General features: G+C 57.2%; 20 protein-coding genes and 4 tRNA genes. 7 read left to right on the forward strand and 17 right to left on the reverse strand.

What is annotated here, in order from left to right:
* Positions 1-3: 3 nt before the first annotated feature.
* On the forward strand, positions 4-696 hold the full coding sequence (locus KRR23_RS24305; protein WP_103319775.1) for an endonuclease: 693 nt from the start codon (positions 4-6) through the stop codon (positions 694-696).
* Positions 697-710: 14 nt separating this feature from the next.
* Here the strand turns inward: KRR23_RS24305 and KRR23_RS24310 are convergent, their stop codons facing one another.
* Positions 711-1,076 (reverse strand): SPOR domain-containing protein, encoded by a 366-nt coding sequence (locus KRR23_RS24310; RefSeq protein WP_216744568.1) that lies wholly within the window; start codon positions 1,074-1,076, stop codon positions 711-713.
* 249 nt (positions 1,077-1,325) lie between these two features.
* Between KRR23_RS24310 and csrA the strand changes: the two genes are divergently transcribed.
* Positions 1,326-1,520 carry a carbon storage regulator CsrA gene (gene csrA, locus KRR23_RS24315; protein WP_007920550.1) on the forward strand — a complete coding sequence of 65 codons (195 nt, stop codon included), beginning with the start codon at positions 1,326-1,328 and terminating at the stop codon, positions 1,518-1,520.
* 227 nt (positions 1,521-1,747) lie between these two features.
* Here csrA and KRR23_RS24320 read toward each other — a convergent pair whose 3' ends face one another.
* Positions 1,748-2,203, reverse strand: coding sequence for a DUF2214 family protein (locus KRR23_RS24320; protein ID WP_216744569.1), 456 nt, complete (start codon positions 2,201-2,203; stop codon positions 1,748-1,750).
* A gap of 173 nt (positions 2,204-2,376) precedes the next feature.
* Between KRR23_RS24320 and KRR23_RS24325 the strand changes: the two genes are divergently transcribed.
* The gene (locus tag KRR23_RS24325; protein ID WP_253912243.1) at positions 2,377-3,093 is read left to right on the forward strand and encodes an alpha/beta fold hydrolase; all 717 of its coding nucleotides are present in this window, start codon (positions 2,377-2,379) and stop codon (positions 3,091-3,093) included.
* A gap of 250 nt (positions 3,094-3,343) precedes the next feature.
* Here KRR23_RS24325 and KRR23_RS29210 read toward each other — a convergent pair whose 3' ends face one another.
* Both KRR23_RS29210 and KRR23_RS24330 read right to left on the reverse strand, forming a co-directional pair.
* Positions 3,344-3,544 carry a hypothetical protein gene (locus tag KRR23_RS29210; protein WP_054596642.1) on the reverse strand — a complete coding sequence of 67 codons (201 nt, stop codon included), beginning with the start codon at positions 3,542-3,544 and terminating at the stop codon, positions 3,344-3,346.
* A gap of 159 nt (positions 3,545-3,703) precedes the next feature.
* The gene (locus tag KRR23_RS24330; RefSeq protein ID WP_216744570.1) at positions 3,704-4,252 is read right to left on the reverse strand and encodes an NADPH-dependent FMN reductase; all 549 of its coding nucleotides are present in this window, start codon (positions 4,250-4,252) and stop codon (positions 3,704-3,706) included.
* A gap of 203 nt (positions 4,253-4,455) precedes the next feature.
* Here KRR23_RS24330 and KRR23_RS24335 point away from each other — a divergent pair, with 203 nt between their 5' ends.
* Complete coding sequence (locus tag KRR23_RS24335; protein WP_054596640.1) at positions 4,456-4,638, forward strand: hypothetical protein; 183 nt, start codon at positions 4,456-4,458, stop codon at positions 4,636-4,638.
* Between the two features lie 14 nt (positions 4,639-4,652).
* On the opposite strand, the gene KRR23_RS24340 is transcribed toward KRR23_RS24335, so the two are convergent.
* Complete coding sequence (locus KRR23_RS24340) at positions 4,653-5,375, reverse strand: metallophosphoesterase (protein ID WP_216744571.1); 723 nt, start codon at positions 5,373-5,375, stop codon at positions 4,653-4,655.
* A 232-nt stretch (positions 5,376-5,607) separates the two neighbouring features.
* Here KRR23_RS24340 and KRR23_RS24345 point away from each other — a divergent pair, with 232 nt between their 5' ends.
* On the forward strand, positions 5,608-6,129 hold the full coding sequence (locus tag KRR23_RS24345) for a GNAT family N-acetyltransferase (protein WP_145021289.1): 522 nt from the start codon (positions 5,608-5,610) through the stop codon (positions 6,127-6,129).
* Positions 6,130-7,182: 1,053 nt separating this feature from the next.
* On the forward strand, positions 7,183-7,728 hold the full coding sequence (locus KRR23_RS24350) for an NADAR family protein (RefSeq protein WP_216744572.1): 546 nt from the start codon (positions 7,183-7,185) through the stop codon (positions 7,726-7,728).
* Positions 7,729-8,365: 637 nt separating this feature from the next.
* Here the strand turns inward: KRR23_RS24350 and KRR23_RS24360 are convergent.
* Positions 8,366-8,442 (reverse strand) — tRNA-Val (locus tag KRR23_RS24360).
* Positions 8,443-8,626: 184 nt separating this feature from the next.
* Between KRR23_RS24360 and KRR23_RS24365 the strand changes: the two genes are divergently transcribed.
* Positions 8,627-9,910, forward strand: a complete 1,284-nt coding sequence (locus tag KRR23_RS24365; protein ID WP_216744574.1) for an FAD-binding oxidoreductase — start codon at positions 8,627-8,629, stop codon at positions 9,908-9,910.
* A 225-nt stretch (positions 9,911-10,135) separates the two neighbouring features.
* On the opposite strand, the gene KRR23_RS24370 is transcribed toward KRR23_RS24365, so the two are convergent.
* The 11 genes from KRR23_RS24370 to KRR23_RS24420 form a co-directional block, all read right to left on the reverse strand.
* Positions 10,136-10,212 (reverse strand) — tRNA-Asp (locus tag KRR23_RS24370).
* A gap of 95 nt (positions 10,213-10,307) precedes the next feature.
* Positions 10,308-10,384, reverse strand: a tRNA-Asp gene (locus KRR23_RS24375).
* A 54-nt stretch (positions 10,385-10,438) separates the two neighbouring features.
* Positions 10,439-10,514 (reverse strand) — tRNA-Val (locus KRR23_RS24380).
* Between the two features lie 160 nt (positions 10,515-10,674).
* The gene (locus KRR23_RS24385; RefSeq protein ID WP_216744575.1) at positions 10,675-11,451 is read right to left on the reverse strand and encodes an SDR family oxidoreductase; all 777 of its coding nucleotides are present in this window, start codon (positions 11,449-11,451) and stop codon (positions 10,675-10,677) included.
* Positions 11,448-12,659 carry an O-succinylhomoserine sulfhydrylase gene (locus KRR23_RS24390; protein ID WP_216744576.1) on the reverse strand — a complete coding sequence of 404 codons (1,212 nt, stop codon included), beginning with the start codon at positions 12,657-12,659 and terminating at the stop codon, positions 11,448-11,450. Before KRR23_RS24390 ends, KRR23_RS24385 begins: the two co-directional genes overlap by 4 nt.
* 66 nt (positions 12,660-12,725) lie before the next feature.
* Positions 12,726-14,231, reverse strand: a complete 1,506-nt coding sequence (gene purF / locus KRR23_RS24395) for an amidophosphoribosyltransferase (RefSeq protein WP_216744577.1) — start codon at positions 14,229-14,231, stop codon at positions 12,726-12,728.
* Positions 14,232-14,272: 41 nt separating this feature from the next.
* Positions 14,273-14,833 (reverse strand): CvpA family protein, encoded by a 561-nt coding sequence (locus KRR23_RS24400; RefSeq protein ID WP_103319170.1) that lies wholly within the window; start codon positions 14,831-14,833, stop codon positions 14,273-14,275.
* Positions 14,834-14,931: 98 nt separating this feature from the next.
* Positions 14,932-15,594: an SPOR domain-containing protein gene (locus tag KRR23_RS24405; RefSeq protein ID WP_216744578.1), complete on the reverse strand. Its 663-nt coding sequence runs from the start codon at positions 15,592-15,594 to the stop codon at positions 14,932-14,934.
* Positions 15,578-16,885 (reverse strand): bifunctional tetrahydrofolate synthase/dihydrofolate synthase, encoded by a 1,308-nt coding sequence (gene folC, locus KRR23_RS24410; protein ID WP_216744579.1) that lies wholly within the window; start codon positions 16,883-16,885, stop codon positions 15,578-15,580. Before folC ends, KRR23_RS24405 begins: the two co-directional genes overlap by 17 nt.
* Positions 16,882-17,802 (reverse strand): acetyl-CoA carboxylase, carboxyltransferase subunit beta, encoded by a 921-nt coding sequence (gene accD, locus KRR23_RS24415; protein ID WP_123425734.1) that lies wholly within the window; start codon positions 17,800-17,802, stop codon positions 16,882-16,884. The genes folC and accD overlap by 4 nt, the downstream gene beginning before the upstream one ends.
* 218 nt (positions 17,803-18,020) lie before the next feature.
* Positions 18,021-18,644, reverse strand: a complete 624-nt coding sequence (locus KRR23_RS24420) for a phosphoribosylanthranilate isomerase (RefSeq protein ID WP_216744580.1) — start codon at positions 18,642-18,644, stop codon at positions 18,021-18,023.
* Positions 18,645-18,705 lie beyond the last annotated feature (61 nt).

Raw genomic sequence — 18,705 nt, forward strand, 5'->3', positions numbered from 1 at the left:
TCAATGATTGCTCGCTGTTTTGCTTTGCTGTTGTTGCTCTTCGTTGTCATCAGCGCTCAGGCGGATGCGCCACGCACTTTCAACGAAGCGAAAAAGGTCGCCTGGACACTCTACGCCCCACAGTCAACCGAGTTCTATTGTGGCTGCAAATACACGGGCAATCGGGTCGACCTCAAAGCCTGCGGGTACGTGCCACGTAAAAACGCCAAGCGCGCTGCACGCATCGAATGGGAGCACATTGTTCCGGCATGGCAAATCGGTCACCAACGCCAGTGCTGGCAACAGGGTGGTCGCCAGAACTGCACACGTCACGACCCGACCTATCAGCGCGCCGAAGCCGACTTACACAACCTGGTGCCAAGCATCGGCGAGGTGAACGGGGACCGCAGCAATTTCAGCTTCGGCTGGCTCCCCGTGCAATCAGGGCAATACGGTTCGTGCCTGACCCAGGTCGACTTCAAGGCCAAGAAGGTCATGCCCCGCCCGTCCATTCGCGGGATGATCGCTCGCACTTATTTTTACATGAGCAAGCAATACGGTTTGCGACTGTCCAAACAGGATCGGCAACTCTACGAAGCCTGGAACAAGACTTACCCGGCACAAAGCTGGGAGCGCCAACGCAATCAGCGCGTCGCGTGTGTGATGGGGCGCGGCAATGAGTTCGTCGGCCCCGTCAACATGAAGGCTTGCGGTTAATCAGGTGGCGTCAATTACTGAGCCATGCTGTGCTCAATGACCATTGATTCGATATTCATCTTCTTCGCCTTGGCCAGTGCCGCGGTCAGCTCGACCTGCCTTGCCTCGGCTTCGGCTTTCGAGTTGAACGGCCCGACCAGCACGCGCTGTTTACCGTCTTGCGTGACCACGTAGGAAACAAAACTGTGTTCGATCAGCCAGCCAGTGAGATCGCTGATCGCCTGCACGGTCTCGCCCTGAACCAGAACATCCCATTGCGGGGCAGCAGCCACAGCGGGCGCAGAAACAACCGGCGCCTGAGTTTTTTTCGACTCCCCAGCCTTTTCCTGACCACATCCGGCCAATACCAATACCGCGACCACCAACGCCATTTTGCGCACAACCTTCCCCTCTGAATGCCAAAAGCCGGGATTTTATCACCCGAAAATGCTTCGCGACCCAGTAAACGGGCCTCAAAACAACGAGAATGATGTTTCTCGCCTCTGTATAGTCGCACCTTGGGAATTAATGCAGCGTCTGCACGTCAGAAAGAGGCACCCAAACCGTGACACTTCGCACTAATCTATAGGTACTACCGACATCTGCATTGTCTGAGTCAGGTGCCCTACAAAGCTATCAAGGAGAAGATCATGCTGATACTCACCCGCAAAGTCGGTGAAAGCATAAACATCGGTGATGACATTACCATCACCATTCTGGGCGTTAGCGGCCAGCAGGTCAGAATCGGCATCAATGCCCCGAAAGACGTTGCGGTGCATCGCGAAGAAATCTACCAACGTATTCAGGCGGGCCTTACTGCGCCGGACAAGCGCGAAACCCCCTGAGCCCGTCAGCAATCAGTAGCCAGCCTTTTCTCTCACGGCAACGGCTGGCTAAAGATTCTGTGCGCCCCTCCTTCCCCCATGACAACGACGCAGCACCGACACCCCCGTCGGCGATGCTGATACTAACGACATCGCCATATCCCTTACTGTCGGACGATTCGGATTCAGCCAGGTGAAAACTTCACCGCCGGCCTGGACGCATCAAGCCATAGCGCAACGTTAGCCGACTATCCAAACGTCACACCTCGCGCCATGCCTGTCGCAGCCACGACCATCAGGATAATCAACAGTGCCTCGATATGACTGATGCGCGCAAAGAGACGGACCCGCCCGACATCAATCAGCGAACCTCGACGCAAAGCTATCCGCCATTTGATCAAGGCCACCATCGGTGCAATCTCAAGCAGCAGGATGATGACGAATAAAGTCATTTTCAGATGGAACAGCGGTTGATGCAGGTAATAGTCCGCCCCCTTTTCGTACCCGCCAAAGGCACGGATCCCGCCGGTAACCAGAAGAATCAATGCGCAGACTCCCCAAACGTTATCTGCCAGCAAAACACTGCGAGCCCCCGCACCCTCTGCGTCCACTCGACGAAAAGCCATGCCACGCGTCAGAACACCCCAGAGCGCCAGGGCATAGGCCAAGAGATGGACCGCTGCGAGAAACCAGTGAACCAGCATCGAATTGCTCCCCCATTCAAGACGAAAAATAATCGGCCTGTCAGTTGTAGTCCAAAACGCCTCGCTTCGCTCACAAGCGCCTCGGAGCCCCTCAAGGAAAACCTGCAATTTTTAAACCGGGAACACGTTAATATCGGCGAGAATGCACACACTCAATCCAGGGATAACGGAGCATGAGCTCATCAGGGATGAATTCATCAGGAACAATCACACTGGTTCTCCTCCCGGGGATGGATGGCACAGGCGAACTGTTCGAACCTTTACTCTCGGCACTGGAAGGGCAATTCAACACGCTCGTCGTGAGTTATCCCAACGACCGGTCCTTGAGTTATGCCGAACTGCAGTCAATAGTGCTCAAGGCATTGCCAACCGACAGCCCTTTTGTCTTGCTTGGCGAATCGTTCTCGGGGCCGATTGCCATTTTACTTGCAGCGCTGCAACCCTCTCAACTCAAAGGGCTCGTATTGTGCAGCACGTTTGTACGTAACCCGCGACCGCGACTACGTGGCTTGAGTTTTCTGCTGAATATCCTGCCACTGCACCCTGTGCCTATCGGACTGATCAGCACACTATTACTGGGGCATTTTTCCACCCCTGCGCTACGCCGTTCATTGCATCGGGCAATATCGCTGGTCACACCTTCGGTGATGCGTGCACGGTTACGCGCCGTTCTGACTGTCGACGTGGCAAAAGAGCTCGCGTGTGTCAGCGTTCCAACCCTTTACTTGCGCGCAACTCATGATCGACTGGTACTTGCGACAGCCTCTGCGCTGATCTCGCAGCTAAAACCGGATATACGGATAACCGACCTGGACGCTCCACATTGCGCACTTCAGGCCGCGCCTCATAACGCCACAAAAAGCATCAAAGCGTTCGTGAGCAGCCTGTGAGACTTCGACTCTGACAGAAATTCGATGCGCGTTACCTATACTCGCGGCCAACGCCTCGACACTGCATTTTTTATTTCTGCGTTTCGTCGCCATTCAGTTGATTGGGCATGAGCCGCAGAGCACACTTGCGGCAGTTGAAGGATCAACGCCCCCATCGATCAAAAGCCCGCCCACCTGCGGGTTTTTTTTCGCCTGCGCGATGGTCGTTACCGACGCATGTGAAGAGCCCAGCACGATGGCTGGGCTCAGTTTATTGCCGGTGTTCCATCATCTTGTCAGCAAGAATCCTGGCCCTGTCGACCAATAGACTCTGCCACTCATCGTGACTCGACTTCGAGCCCCCTATCGTCGGCGCCGTGAGATTGCTTTCGGCTATCAGCGCAGCACAAAAATACTGATCCCAAACGACTCTTTCTCCAGCCGTACGTCTGTTCATTTGGTCGGAGTTCATATGCGGCTCCTTTTGATGAGGTAGCCCAGCTATTTTACGCCCGAACCACGCACATGCCGCACTTGAGTTGGCAGTTGGCGCGCGCCGCCCCAACAACCGTAGGTCGATCCCGACAGGCTGTCATTCCGAGTATCGGCAATCGGCCAAAAACATTCGGACTCAGACAGGAACGGTGCCAGAAAGACCACCCTCAATTTGATTTTTGAATGCGCCCAAGGCCGAAACGATTTGCTGACTGATCTGCGGGCTCGCTGCGATGTCTGCCTCATCCATTCCTTTAGCCAGCAAGTCGACTGTTATCGAGGCGGGCTCGACAATAATCGCGGACATCGTTTCCAGCACTAACTTGAGTGCCGCCTGGGCGTGACTTGCTCGTGGAGATGCATTGAAAAGTGCTACCGGCTTGCCGGGAAAGTCCTGACTGGCCACGAGCCAATCCAGTGCATTCTTGAACGACCCCGGAATTCCACGAGCGTACTCAGGGCACGAAATCAGAATGCCGTCTGCCTCGGCAATAATCCCACGCAACTCTGCGACGATCTGCGGCGGATCGTCAGCCAGATCCGGATCAAAGTGAGGTAATTGACCCACCTCCAGGTAGTGCCTGATCGACATCCCTTCAGGACTGAGCCTCTCGGCAGCACGCAGTAGCGCGGAGTTTGAAGAGGCTGCGCGAAGGCTTCCTGAGATCGCAAGCAGTTGCACCATGTGTATACGCTCCATGAATTGGTGGACGGATGAATTGTCGCATACGCAGGCCAAAGCCATCTTTAGCGTGAGAGCAATCCCGATCGGCAGGCGCACTTGATTGCCTCGCGGTCAGGCAGTCCGTTGTCATGGCAGATCTCGGGGGTAGAATTAATTGTGGACTGCCGGCATCAGTGGAACCGATGCACTTCGAGGGCAACATCATGCAAACGACTGAAGACGCGATCATTGCAGCAGCACGACTGCGCGCTGCAAGCCGGGGAGATAACGAAGCCCTGGCAGCAGCTTCAGCACTCGAAGTCGTGGAAGCCCTGAAAAAGTCCTTAACAGGAGATAAGTACCAAGAGGCTCTCGAAAGACTGTATCTCGAGTACACAGCCTCCTGAGCTCTGTAACCCACTCACCGGCCGCGCATTTCTGGATTGACCGTCGGCATACACTCGAGAGTAGCCAGATCAATCAGCGTGAAATGGCCGCCCATCCAGCCGCCAGTGTCGATGTGATAGACATTGCCCAGCACCGCAGGCTGAAGGACCACCGTGTGACCGACGATCACGGCCCTGATGCCACTGACGCCAGTAGCGTTTTCGCTGGTAATGCGAGAACGCGACCACTGGCAGATCGTCTGAATACTACGCTGCATCGCGCCTTGCTCCCGCTCAAGGGCGCCAAGCATTTGCGCCCAATCATCGAACGGGCAATCAGCATGCACGATTCCCACCGGCCCTATAGGCGTCATTACTTCAATTGCGATAGGCAGCTCGGTAAGCAGATCGACATAGAAGGCCTGCTCAGCGCTGGACAGACCGTACAGCCAGGCACCGCCGTTGATCATGTGTATGTAAATGGCCCGACCGTTATGACTGAGCCGATGGGCATCGACCGCCATTTGCTCATGATTGCCCTGCACGGCAAAGAACCACGGCTTGGCCAGCCACACATCAACGTCGGTAGATTCGGGGCCACGGTCGACCATATCGCCAACACTGAACAGGCGATCGGTTGCGGGGTTGAAGCCGACAGCATCAAGTGCTGCCTGAAGCCTGGTGAAATGGCCGTGAATATCACCCACGGCAAAGTCGCGGCCCGCGGTGTTGATTGTGAAACGCCGAACCTGGGTCATGCTGCCACCCCCGGTACCGTCTTAAGGCTCTGTTCAATCCAGTGTATTCGCCTCACCTGCGACTCTTATGCTACCCCCTTGAACGCTTCGAGCTCAGCTATTTACGAATGGTAAATGCTGACCCGAAGGTGTAGCGCGGTGGGGTGTGGCCTGTCCATGGGTGACCTAATACTTGAAATACCGGCGCGTTGTAGGTATTGGTCGAGATCAACTCAACGCAAGGAGCGAGACAGTGATCAAAATTCGAGAGGCGACCATTGAAGATATCCACGCACTTCGTGATATCGGCATAGAGACGTATCGGGACCACTTCTCCGACATCTGGAGCCCCTCAGGCATGCAGCATTTCTTGAGTGAAGACTTTTCAGTCCTGGCGCTTCAGGAATCGATAAGGGCACCCACGCATCACTGTTGGCTCATAGCCCTCGATGAAGACGACAGAGCGGTAGGGTTCTCAAAGGTTAACTGGTCGAAGCCAATGCCTATTACCGGCAAGGCCGGTGCGGAGCTCCAAAAAATTTACTTCCTCAAGACCCAAGCAGGCAAAGGCTACGGGAAACAGCTTCTGCAATTCATCCGCCAACTTGCCAAAGATCGTAAAGAGCATTTCATTTGGCTCGACGTACTAAAAACCAACGCCAGCGCGAGGCGCTTCTACGAGGGCTTCGGCTTCGAAGTACTAGGCGAGATCCCATTTAGCACCGACAAGACCGAGATCGGAATGGTTGTGATGTGCTGCGACATTTCCCGATAGGCGCATTCGATCGCCTCCCAGTCGGCTTGCTTGGTTGTCATAGCATTACTCTGGCATTTGAAATACTGGCGCAGATAACACAGGCGGCATCGTACAGCGCGCAGGCAGCGCTGGGATTACAAATTGAACCATTTAAAGGCTGGCAGGCAGCTCACATCATCTCGCTGTGCGCCTGCCCATGCAGCAGGCCACAATGAATCCTTGAGGCAGCCCGGCTTCACGCTGCGTGATTGCAATACAATTGACCGAACAACAGTTCCACGATCAATGGATGATCCTATTGAAGAGTCTCAAAAGCCGTTATTTAGCCATCACAATGACAACGCTCCTCAACATTACAATCTGGAGCGGTGCGGTATTTTTGATTTGGCTACTGATTGACCGCTCGGCAGTAGACTATTTCGAAACTTATGCAGCGCTTGCAGTCGCGAATATCTGCCTCTTCTACCTTGCCGCGTTTTTTGTGCGGTGTCCGGAGTGTAATAAATCGATGCATCATTTCTACAGACCAGGGGATGGATTGCTAATTAGTCGTGCGTTATTGCCACATGAAATCTTCACGGAAAAATTCATTCAGTGCTCCCACTGTGACAAGGTCGTAAGTCTTGGTGATTAGCACAGCTCGCCACACACTTTGCCTATTCGCGAAACGTGTCGCGACTTAACGTGCCACATCAAATACATGCCCACGCCGAGCCCAGGCATGGTCAGATCCACGGAATCGACCAGTGCCAGTTAAAAATTGTTACCTATGTGCTTGAACCGTTTTGTTACCTATGTGGGTGAGTCATACCCTTTGTGGTTTTTTCACTGTGTGTGGTCATTCTTGAGCTCGTCATACTCAATGACTGGGTGAGCCGCCGCCAGGCAAGGAGCTGGATGAGCTCACCCACCACTGTATCGCCCATCCACATCTGCTGACTCATGCCTGATCAGTTAAGTTTTCCAGTGCTGGGTACGCAGCCAAGCGCAAGTAAACCCTTCAATCGAGATTTACCTTGATGCATAGTGGTAAACCTCTCACGTCAAATGCTAATTGCTGAGGAAGCCTCATTGCACGATTCTAAGTATCTAGAAGATCTCCGCTCCCGCTTCAATTCTGGAGAGGAGCTGAAATATGCCTTTTTCTGGGGACACCAGCGAAGCAAGAGTGGAATTACATCTTCGTGCTTTAGCCAGTGGTTCAACGCCGAATTCATTGTCGAGGGGCAACGCTACCCAACTGCCGAACATTTCATGATGGCAGAGAAAGCAGCCTTGTTCGGCGATCAAGAAATTCGTGCTCAAGTGCTCCAAGCTCCAACCCCCGACGCAGCCAAAGCTCTTGGCCGCAACGTGCGCGGATTCAACGATCACGATTGGCTGCAACACAGATATGCAATTGTCGTCCGGGCCAACCAAGCCAAGTTCTCCCAAAACCCGGAGTTGAACGCTTTCCTCAAGGAGACCGGTTCTCGCATCATAGTTGAGGCAAGTCCGGTTGATAGCATCTGGGGCATTGGGCTCGCCCAGGACGACGAAAACGCGAGTAACCCCAACCTGTGGCGAGGCCTGAATCTGCTGGGGTTCGCGCTTATGCAGGTCCGCGACGAAACCTAATTTGCCCGTTAATGGGGCGTCGAAGTGTTCCGCATTTTCGTTCTCTGCGCTGCACACAAGGCGCGGAGCAAGACCCACGGTCTACTCCACCCTTCCAGAATCTATCAAGCCGCAATATGAAGCCCGCCATGTGCGGGCTTTTTTGAGTCTCAGGATTCGCGGGGAGGTCAGCCCTGGCCACACCTGTGGGGCGGGAGAAAGTCAGGTGAACAAAATCGCGCTGCCACTACTGGCGACCGGCGACAGACAGGCACGAAAGCCTGCCCACGATGGGATACCCCATACGGCTGTCGAGGTGCCAGCGGCACATATTGGTCAGTACCAGCAAAAAGGTAGTGAAGCCGTATCGGCCACGAAAGTGAATGGTAAGTCGATGAGTACAAACGGACCGACGAACTGCGCGAACACGTATTCACCCCTGACACCGTCATAGCAATCATACGGAGGGTTCGTAACGGCCCCAAGCCAGGCGCAGCCACTCAGTTGTGACATGGCAAAAATCAAGATGAGCTTGCGTAGCACGTAATTTCCTTATTACTTTTCCGTCGTGTTTCCCATCGACGCTATCGCGAAGCAACAAAAAAGGGCCCACCTTTCGGTGAGCCCTTCTAGACCGCCCAGCAGAGCGGATTTTGTTTGGTAGGCGCGATTGGACTCGAACCAACGACCCCCACCATGTCAAGGTGGTGCTCTAACCAACTGAGCTACGTGCCTGCTGTGAGGCGGCATTCTACGGAATTCCGTAGGGGTGTCAACACCTTTTTTTCACCTAACCCTATGAATATGCAAAATATTTAATTTCGGTACGGCAAAGAAGATATTCCGGGTATCTGGCAGTCGATTTTTAACTCAGGTAGGATCGGAGCACTCGTAAAATATATTAAACAGAGGCTGCAGGATGGCGAACACCCCCTACCCGGAATCCTATTACGCGGCGTCGGCCAACGCCGCGCCGTTGCGCCCAACGCTGCAGGATGACGTAGAAACCGATATATGCGTTATTGGTGCGGGCTATACCGGCCTGTCCAGCGCATTGTTTCTGCTGGAGAGCGGGTTTCGGGTGACGGTCCTGGAGGCAGCCAAAGTCGGCTTCGGCGCCTCGGGTCGCAATGGTGGCCAGATCGTTAACAGCTACAGCCGCGATATCGATGTGATCGAACGCAGCGTCGGCCCCAAGCAAGCGCAAATGCTCGGTCAAATGGCGTTCGAAGGCGGCAGGATCATTCGCGACCGCGTGGCCAGATACCAGATCCAGTGCGACCTGAAAGACGGCGGCGTGTTTGCAGCGATCACCAGCAAACAGATGGGCCATCTGGAGTCGCAGAAGCGCCTGTGGGAGCGCTACGGCCACACTCAGCTGGAACTCCTGGACAAGCGCCGCATTCGCGAGGTCGTCGCCTGCGATCAATACGTGGGCGGCATGCTCGACATGAGCGGCGGCCACATCCACCCGCTCAACCTGGCACTGGGTGAAGCCGCGGCCGTCGAGTCGCTGGGCGGGACCATTTACGAGCAGTCACCCGCCATACGCATCGAGCGTGGCGCCAATCCGGTGGTGCATACGCCTCAAGGCAAGGTCAGGGCCAAATTCATCATCGTCGCCGGCAATGCCTACCTGGGCAATCTGGTTCCAGAGCTGGCCGCCAAATCAATGCCGTGCGGCACCCAAGTGATCACCACCGAACCCTTGGACGATGAGCTGGCGAAGAGTCTGTTGCCACAGGATTACTGCGTCGAGGACTGCAACTACTTGCTCGACTACTATCGCCTTTCTGGCGACAAGCGCCTGATCTTCGGTGGCGGCGTGGTGTACGGCGCTCGGGATCCGGCGAACATCGAAGCGATCATTCGACCGAAGATGCTCAAGGCCTTCCCGCAGCTCAAGGATGTGAAGATCGATTACGCCTGGACCGGCAACTTCCTGCTGACCTTGTCACGCTTGCCGCAGGTCGGACGCCTGGGCGACAACATCTATTACTCCCAGGGCTGTAGCGGCCATGGCGTGACTTACACGCACCTGGCAGGCAAAGTCCTGGCCGAGGCCTTGCGCGGTCAGGCAGAGCGCTTTGATGCCTTTGCCGACCTGCCGCACTACCCTTTCCCAGGCGGCCAGTTGTTGCGCACACCGTTTGCGGCGCTAGGCGCCTGGTATTACGGCCTGCGAGACAAGTTCGATTTCTGATTGAATGCCAGCACACCTGTAGGAGCACGGCTTGCCGGCGATGGCGTCATTGAAATCGCTATCGCGAGCAAGCCTGACTCCTACGCACGGCGGGAACCAACATTCGGATTCCAAATTCCAGAAACAAAAAACCCCGGTCTTTCGACCAGGGTCTTTGCTATCGATTCGAAGTAGCCAGTGACTCTCTTCGTGCTTCAAGGCGTTCAGTGGGCCTTGAGGCAGATATGGCGCAGCGGACGGGACTCGAACCCGCGACCCCCGGCGTGACAGGCCGGTATTCTAACCGACTGAACTACCGCTGCGTATCGCTCAGACTTGCGTCTGTGTGAACCTTTGTCGGATTGAAGAGCTTGTAAGCTTTTCAATCTCAAACCGGGAAAGCCCGATCTGGAAAATATGGCGCAGCGGACGGGACTCGAACCCGCGACCCCCGGCGTGACAGGCCGGTATTCTAACCGACTGAACTACCGCTGCGCGTCGGTGGAGGCTTTTTACAGCTTCCTTCCTGCTTTCGCAAGACTCAAGAAGTGGTGGGTGATGACGGGATCGAACCGCCGACATTCTGCTTGTAAGGCAGACGCTCTCCCAGCTGAGCTAATCACCCTTTGCTTCTCTGAGGCCGCGAAATTTACGCAGATACCGAAGCTAAGTCAATAGCCTGCTTGAAGTTTTTCTGAAAAAGACAAAATCATGTCATCTCCCAGGGCGCCAATCCGCGACACCCTCAACCTCAAGCCCTCTCCAGCCCCGCCCCGGAACCTCGGTTAATCGCTATAAATCATTTTCTTGGTCATGCCACCGTCGACCACAAACTCCTGGCCCGTGACAAACCCGGCATTCTTCGACAGTAGCCAGGCCACCATCGCCGCCACATCCTCGACGGTCCCTACCCTGCCCGCCGGATGCTGAGCATGATCTGCATCACTCAGCGGTTCGGCACGCCGCGTCGCTGGATCACGCGTATCAATCCAGCCGGGGCTGACCGCATTGACCCGAATCTCCGGCCCCATGCTGATGGCCAAGGCGTGAGTCAATGCCAGCAAACCGCCCTTACTCGCCGCGTAAGCCTCGGTATCCGGCTCCGACTGCGCCGCTCGGGTCGAGGCCAGATTGACGATGGCGCCGCTGTGAGCGCGCAAATAAGGCGCACAGTGCTTGGCCAGCAACATTGGCCCACTGAGGTTCACCGCCAACACCCGATTCCAGTAAGCCAGATCGAGGCTTTCCAACGTGATGTTGTGCGGGTCGGCGACGGCCGCATTGCACACCAGCGCGTCGATGCGACCGAACCGCCCAAGCACCTCGGCGACACCCTGAGCCACCTGCTGTTCATCGGCCACGTCCATGCCAATGAAGCAGGCATTGTCACCCAGCACCTTGGCAACCTTCGAGCCACGCGCACGGTCCAGATCGGTCAGTACCACCTGCCAGCCTTCGCTGACCAGCCAGGCGGCAATCCCCAGACCTATGCCGCGCGCAGCACCGGTGACCAGTGCAACCCGACCATTAGCGCCGCTTGCAGGCGCGGACAACTCGATCACAAGGCAGCCAACCCGCGCGCCAGATCCGCTTGCAGGTCAGCCACATCTTCCAGGCCGACCGCAATGCGGATCAAGCTGTCACGGATCCCGGCCGCCTCACGTTCTTGCGGCGTCAGACGACCGTGAGAAGTGGTCCCCGGATGGGTAATAGTGGTTTTGCTGTCACCGAGGTTGGCGGTGATTGAAATCAAACGCGTGGCATCGATAAAGCGCCAGGCGCCGTCTTTGCCACCCTTGACCTCGAAACTCACCACGGCGCCAAAACCTTTCTGCTGACGCAGGGCCAACTCATGTTGCGGATGGCTCTTGAGACCGGCGTAATGGACTTTCTCGATGCCGTCCTGCTGCTCCAGCCACTCGGCCAGTTGCTGAGCATTGGCGCAGTGCGCCTTCATGCGCAGGTTCAACGTTTCCAGACCCTTGAGGAAGATCCAGGCGTTGAACGGGCTCAAGGTCGGCCCGGCGGTACGCAGGAAACCGACGATTTCTTTCATCTGCTCGCTGCGACCAGCCACTACGCCACCCATGCAACGGCCCTGGCCGTCGATGAACTTGGTTGCCGAATGCACGACCACGTCCGCACCGAGCTTCAGCGGCTGCTGCAAGGCCGGCGTGCAGAAGCAGTTGTCGACCACCAGCATCGCGCCCTTGGCGTGAGCGATTTTCGACAACGCAGCAATATCCACCAACTCGGCCAAAGGATTGGACGGCGATTCGACGAACAGCAATTTGGTGTTGGCCTTGATCGCCGCGTCCCAGCCGGACAGTTCAGCCAGAGGCACGTAATCGACTTCGATGCCAAAACGCTTGAAGTACTTTTCGAACAGGCTGATGGTCGAGCCGAACACGCTGCGCGAGACCAGCACATGATCGCCAGCACTGCACAGGCTCATCACCACCGCAAGGATCGCAGCCATACCAGTAGCCGTTGCCACTGCTTGCTCTGCACCCTCGAGAGCGGCAATCCGCTCTTCGAACGAGCGAACGGTCGGGTTGGTGTAGCGCGAGTAAACGTTGCCCGGCACTTCGCCAGCGAAGCGTGCCGCCGCATCGGCAGCGGTACGGAACACGTAGCTTGAAGTGAAGAACATCGGATCACCGTGTTCGCCTTCCGGCGTACGGTGCTGACCGGCGCGTACGGCCAGGGTATCGAACGCTACGCCATCGAGGTCGCTGTCCAGCCGACCGGCATCCCACTCCTGACTCATGCTGTCACTCCTTGCCTTGTTCTTTATGGGTAGATACAAAACCGGCCCCTCAGGGCCGGTAGAAACTCAGTTGTTGTACAGATCGATGATCGCACTGACTGCCTGCGTCTTGACCTTGGAGGCATCGTTACGCGCCTGTTCGATCTTGTTCAGGTAAGCCTCGTCGACGTCACCGGTGACGTACTTGCCGTCGAACACCGCACAATCGAAGCTCTCGATCTTGATCTTGCCGCCACCGACCGCTTCGATCAAGTCAGGCAGGTCCTGATAGATGAGCCAATCAGCGCCGATCAGATCAGCCACGTCTTGCGTCGTACGATTGTGGGCGATCAGCTCGTGCGCGCTTGGCATGTCGATGCCGTATACGTTCGGGTAACGCACGGCTGGCGCTGCCGAGCAGAAGTAGACGTTTTTGGCGCCCGCTTCGCGAGCCATCTGGATGATCTGCTTGCAGGTGGTGCCGCGAACGATCGAGTCGTCCACCAGCATCACGTTCTTGCCGCGGAATTCCAGTTCGATGGCGTTGAGCTTCTGGCGTACGGATTTTTTCCGTGCGGCCTGGCCCGGCATGATGAAGGTCCGGCCGATGTAGCGGTTCTTCACGAAGCCTTCACGGAACTTCACGCCCAGGTGGTTCGCCAGCTCCAGCGCTGCGGTGCGGCTGGTATCCGGAATCGGGATGACCACGTCGATGTCGTGCTCTGGACGCTCGCGCAGGATCTTCTCGGCCAGCTTCTCACCCATGCGCAGGCGAGCCTTGTAAACCGAAACGCCGTCGATGATCGAATCCGGACGCGCCAGGTAGACGTGTTCGAAAATGCACGGAGTCAGCGATGGGTTGGTCGCGCACTGACGGGTGTGCAGCTTGCCGTCTTCAGTGATGTAGACCGCTTCGCCCGGTGCGAGGTCGCGAATCAGGGTGAAACCGAGCACGTCAAGGGAAACGCTTTCGGAGGCGATCATGTATTCAACGCCTTCGTCGGTATGACGCTGGCCGAAGACGATCGGACGAATGCCGTGCGGGTCACGGAAACCGACGATGCCGTAACCGGTCACCATCGCAACGACTGCATAACCACCCACGCAACGGTTGTGCACGTCGGTGACGGCCGCAAACACGTCTTCTTCGGTTGGCTGCAACTTGCCGCGCTGGGCCAGCTCGTGAGCGAACACGTTGAGCAGCACTTCCGAATCGGAGTTGGTGTTGACGTGGCGCAGGTCAGATTCGTAAATCTCCTTGGCCAGCTGTTCAACGTTGGTCAGGTTACCGTTGTGCGCCAGGGTGATGCCATACGGCGAGTTGACGTAAAACGGTTGAGCTTCGGCCGAAGTCGAGCTGCCTGCAGTCGGATAACGCACATGGCCAATGCCCATGTGACCGACCAGGCGCTGCATGTGACGCTGATGAAACACGTCACGAACCAGACCATTGTCCTTGCGCAGGAATAACCGGCCATCATGGCTGGTCACGATTCCGGCAGCGTCCTGGCCGCGGTGCTGGAGGACGGTTAGCGCGTCATACAGCGCCTGATTGACGTTCGACTTACCGACGATACCGACGATGCCACACATGCGACGCAACCCCTACTTAATGAAACTGAACTGAACACATCTCACTGCGGCGTTTTGGCCGTCGGCAAGAGATGCTCCTTGAACGGTATGTCAGCGGGTACGCTGATACCGCTGGCCAGCCACTGACTGCTCCACCCTAATATGAGGTTTTTGGACCAGTCTGCAACCAATAGAAATTGTGGCACGAGCCTTGACTCCTGCCACCACTTATCCTGCTGTACCGGGCCCAGACTCAAGAGCCCGACGGCGGTGACCACCAGCAGCGCGCCACGCGCCGCGCCGAAGGCCATGCCAAGAAAACGGTCGGTCCCGGACAGGCCGGTGACGCGAACCAGTTCGCTGATAAGGTAATTGATCATTGCGCCCACTATTAAGGTGGCGACAAAGATGATGGCACAACCCGCGATCACGCGAGCCGACGGGGTTTCGATGTATCCGGCGAGGTACTCGGACAGTGAGCCACCGAACATCCAGGCAACGGCTCCTGCGATGATCCAGGTCAGCAGCGATAAGGCTTCCTTGACGAAGCCGCGGCTCAGACTGATCAAAGCGGAGATGGCGACGATCGCGACGATCGCCCAGTCAACCCAGGTAAATGGCACAGTGCAGCCTACAGACGGATAAGGCGGCGCATTTTAGCAGAGCCCAGGGCAGTCGGTAAGCTGCGATTGCAAGTGCATTTGAAATCAGTCAGTTAGCGTTAGCCGCGCTCAGGCTGAAAGCGAACGACAAAGCCCTTGAGGTTCTGCTGCCGACCCAGCAGATCACGCAGACGATCGGCTTCCGCACGCTCGATCAACGGCCCGACAAACACCCGGTTCTTGCCATCGGCGGTACGGATATAGGCGTTATAACCCTGGCTACGCAGGGTTTTCTGCAAGCTTTCAGCACTTTCACGGCTCGACAGGCTGGCCAACTGCACTGACCAACTGACCGACAGGCCATTGGCATCGACACGACTCTGACTGGTGTCAGGCTTGCTCGGCGCCGCAGCGATCGGTTGCGCCGGAGCCGGTGCCGGTGCTGGCTTGGCGGCAGGAGCCGGCGCTACAGGCTTGGCGACAACCGGGGCTGGTGCGATGGGAGCGCTGGGGGCAACCGGCTTGGACGGTGCTTGTTGGGCAGTAATCTCTTCATCGCTTGGAACCGGCTCCTGCGGCAACGCTTGCGGCTCCGGCACCACCACGGGCTCGATCTGCACCTGCGGCATTGCCGGGGCTTGAGGTGCAGCCGGGGCATGAACCACCACCTGACGCTGCTCATCTTCCCGGGAAAACAGCATTGGCAAGAAAATCACCGCCAATGCCACCAGAACCAGAGCCCCAACCATCCGCTGCTTGTACGCGTTATCCAGCAAAGCCATGTGCAGCTTCCTCCGTGGAGCGCCGAGCCAACCATTCGAGGGCCTCGGCAACACAATAAAATGATCCGAACAGCAGAATTTCATCTTCCGCCGTTGCCAGCGCGCACTGCCCTTCCAGGGCATCGGCGACACTTGCATAGGATGTTACCGACGCCCCAAGGTTCTGCAACGCAGCCTGCAAATCCGCAACCGGACGTGCGCGCGCAGAATCGAGAGGGGCGACAGCCCAATGCTGGACACTACCACTCAATTCGCCGACAACTCCATCGAGATCCTTGTCAGCCAACAAACCAAATACCGCCAACCGTCGACCTGCTATTGGCCGGCGAGCCAAACGCTGGGCCAGATACTCGGCCGCATGCGGGTTATGACCCACATCCAGCATCAGGTTCAGGCGCTTGCCATGCCAGCTGAACTGGCGGCGATCCAGACGCCCAACCACTTTCGTCGCTTTCAACGTAGCGACAATTTGCTCGGCCTGCCATGGAAAACCCAGCAGCGCATAAGCCTGCAACGCCAGCGCGGCGTTCTCCATCGGCAGATCGAGCAGCGGCAAGTCGTGCAGTTCTATCGCAAGCCCTTGGGGATCGACGCCCCGCCACTGCCAGTTCCGCTCGGTAACGCCCAAATCGAAATCACGCCCCCGCAAGAAGAACGGGCAATTGAGCTCGCGCACTTTATCCAGCAGGGGTTGAGGCGGATTGAGGTCACCACAGAGCGCAGGCGCGCCCTGACGGAAAATGCCGGCCTTTTCGAAGGCTACGGATTCGCGGGTATTGCCGAGGTAATCTGCGTGATCGACGCCAATACTGGTGACCAGCGCGATGTCGGCATCCACCAGATTGACGGTATCCAGGCGTCCGCCTAGGCCGACTTCCAGCACCACCGCATCCAGATCAGCACGCTGAAACAGCCAGAACGCCGCCAGAGTACCCACTTCAAAGTAGGTCAGGGAAATTTCACCGCGTCCGGCATCGATTGCCGCAAAGGCCTCGCACAGCTGCGCATCAGTGGCTTCGACACCATTGATCTGCACCCGCTCGTTGTAACGCAGCAGGTGCGGAGAATTGTAGACACCAACCGTGAGCCCTTGCGCCCGCAGCAATGATGCCACGAACGCACAGGTAGACCCTTTGCCGTTGGTGCCGGTGACCGTGATCACCCGAGGCGCCGGCTTGCCCAATCCCATCCGGGACGCTACCTCTTGCGAGCGCGCAAGCCCCATGTCGATGGCTGACGGATGCAACTGCTCAAGGTAGGCGAGCCAGTCGCCAAGGGTACGTTCGGTCATAGGTTTGCAGGCACCGGCGGAACCACAACAGCCTCGACTGGCGCAGCCACGAACTCAGGCGTCGGCAGGCCCATCAGTTGTGCCAGCAGGTTACCCAGACGCGGGCGCAGTTCCTGACGCGCAATGATCATGTCGATTGCACCGTGCTCCAGCAGGAACTCGCTGCGCTGGAAGCCTTCCGGCAGTTTTTCACGCACGGTCTGCTCGATAACACGCGGACCGGCGAAGCCGATCAGGGCTTTTGGCTCACCGACAATCACGTCGCCGAGCATCGCCAGACTGGCGGAAACACCGCCGTAGACCGGGTCGGTCAGTACGGAAATGAACGGAATGCCTTCTTCGCGCAGACGCGCCAGTACCGCGGAGGTCTTGGCCATTTGCATCAGCGAGATCAGCGCTTCCTGCATCCGCGCACCGCCGGAAGCGGCGAAGCAGATCATCGGGCAACGGTTTTCCAGCGCGTAGTTGGCCGCACGCACGAAGCGCTCGCCGACGATCGCGCCCATCGAACCGCCCATGAAGGAGAATTCGAACGCCGACACCACAACCGGCATGCCCAGCAGGGTACCGCTCATGGAGATCAGTGCGTCTTTTTCACCAGTCTGCTTCTGCGCAGCGGTCAGGCGATCCTTGTACTTCTTGCCATCGCGGAATTTCAGACGGTCAACCGGCTCCAGGTCAGCACCCAGTTCGGCACGGCCTTCGGCGTCCAGGAAAATATCGATCCGCGCACGCGCGCCGATGCGCATGTGGTGGTTGCACTTGGGGCAAACATCCAGGGTCTTTTCCAGCTCCGGACGATACAACACCGCCTCGCAGGACGGGCACTTGTGCCACAGGCCTTCAGGCACCGAGCTTTTCTTCACCTCGGAACGCATGATCGAAGGGATCAGTTTGTCTACTAACCAGTTGCTCATGCTTTCTTTCTCCAGTACCGGCGGCCCGAACGCTTTGGTTCGCAGCCCCGCGTATGCCCTTGAGCTAAATTCATGTGTGCGGCGATGATCGGTGGATAGCCGGGTCAGCAAGACTGACCTTCGTACAACCCAACAACCCTCAGCCATGCCTGCCGTATGCAGTACACCTGTTTCGTACAGTGCAATGGACGGCGGCAGACTGCCAGCCGTCACATCGACTACACGCTACTGCGCACTGCCTGTATAAACGCGCGAATCTTCGCGTGATCCTTGATGCCCTTGCTCTGCTCTACCCCACCGCTGACGTCCACCGCGTACGGGTGAACCCGGGCAATGGCCTCGGCCACATTGGCCGCCGACAGCCCGCCTGCAAGGATGATCGGCTTGCTCAAACCTTGCGGTATCAATGACCAGTCAAAGGCCTCGCCGGTTCCACCGGGAACACCTTCGACATAGGTATCGAGCAAAATGCCGCTGGCTTTAGCGTAAAGATTACAACTGGCAGCGATGTCGTCGCCCGCCTTGACCCGCAATGCCTTGATGTACGGCCGATGGTAACCCTCGCAATCGGCCGGGGTTTCGTCGCCGTGGAACTGCAACAGGTCCAGCGGCACCGCGTCGAGAATCTCACCGAGTTCGCAGCGGCTGGCGTTGACGAACAAGCCCACCGTGGTCACGAATGGCGGCAACGCGGCGATGATCGCGCGGGCCTGCTGCACCGTCACCGCCCGCGGGCTTTTGGCATAGAACACCAGACCGATTGCGTCCGCCCCGGCATCAACCGCCGCCAACGCATCTTCAATGCGGGTAATCCCACAAATTTTGCTGCGAACGGCTGACATGTCGTTTGAACCTCAGGGCAAATCCGGGAAAGTCCCGGATGGTAGCAAATGCATTCGAGGG

The organism is Pseudomonas sp. CVAP#3, from assembly GCF_018986375.1.
Classification (GTDB): domain Bacteria; phylum Pseudomonadota; class Gammaproteobacteria; order Pseudomonadales; family Pseudomonadaceae; genus Aquipseudomonas; species Aquipseudomonas helvetica.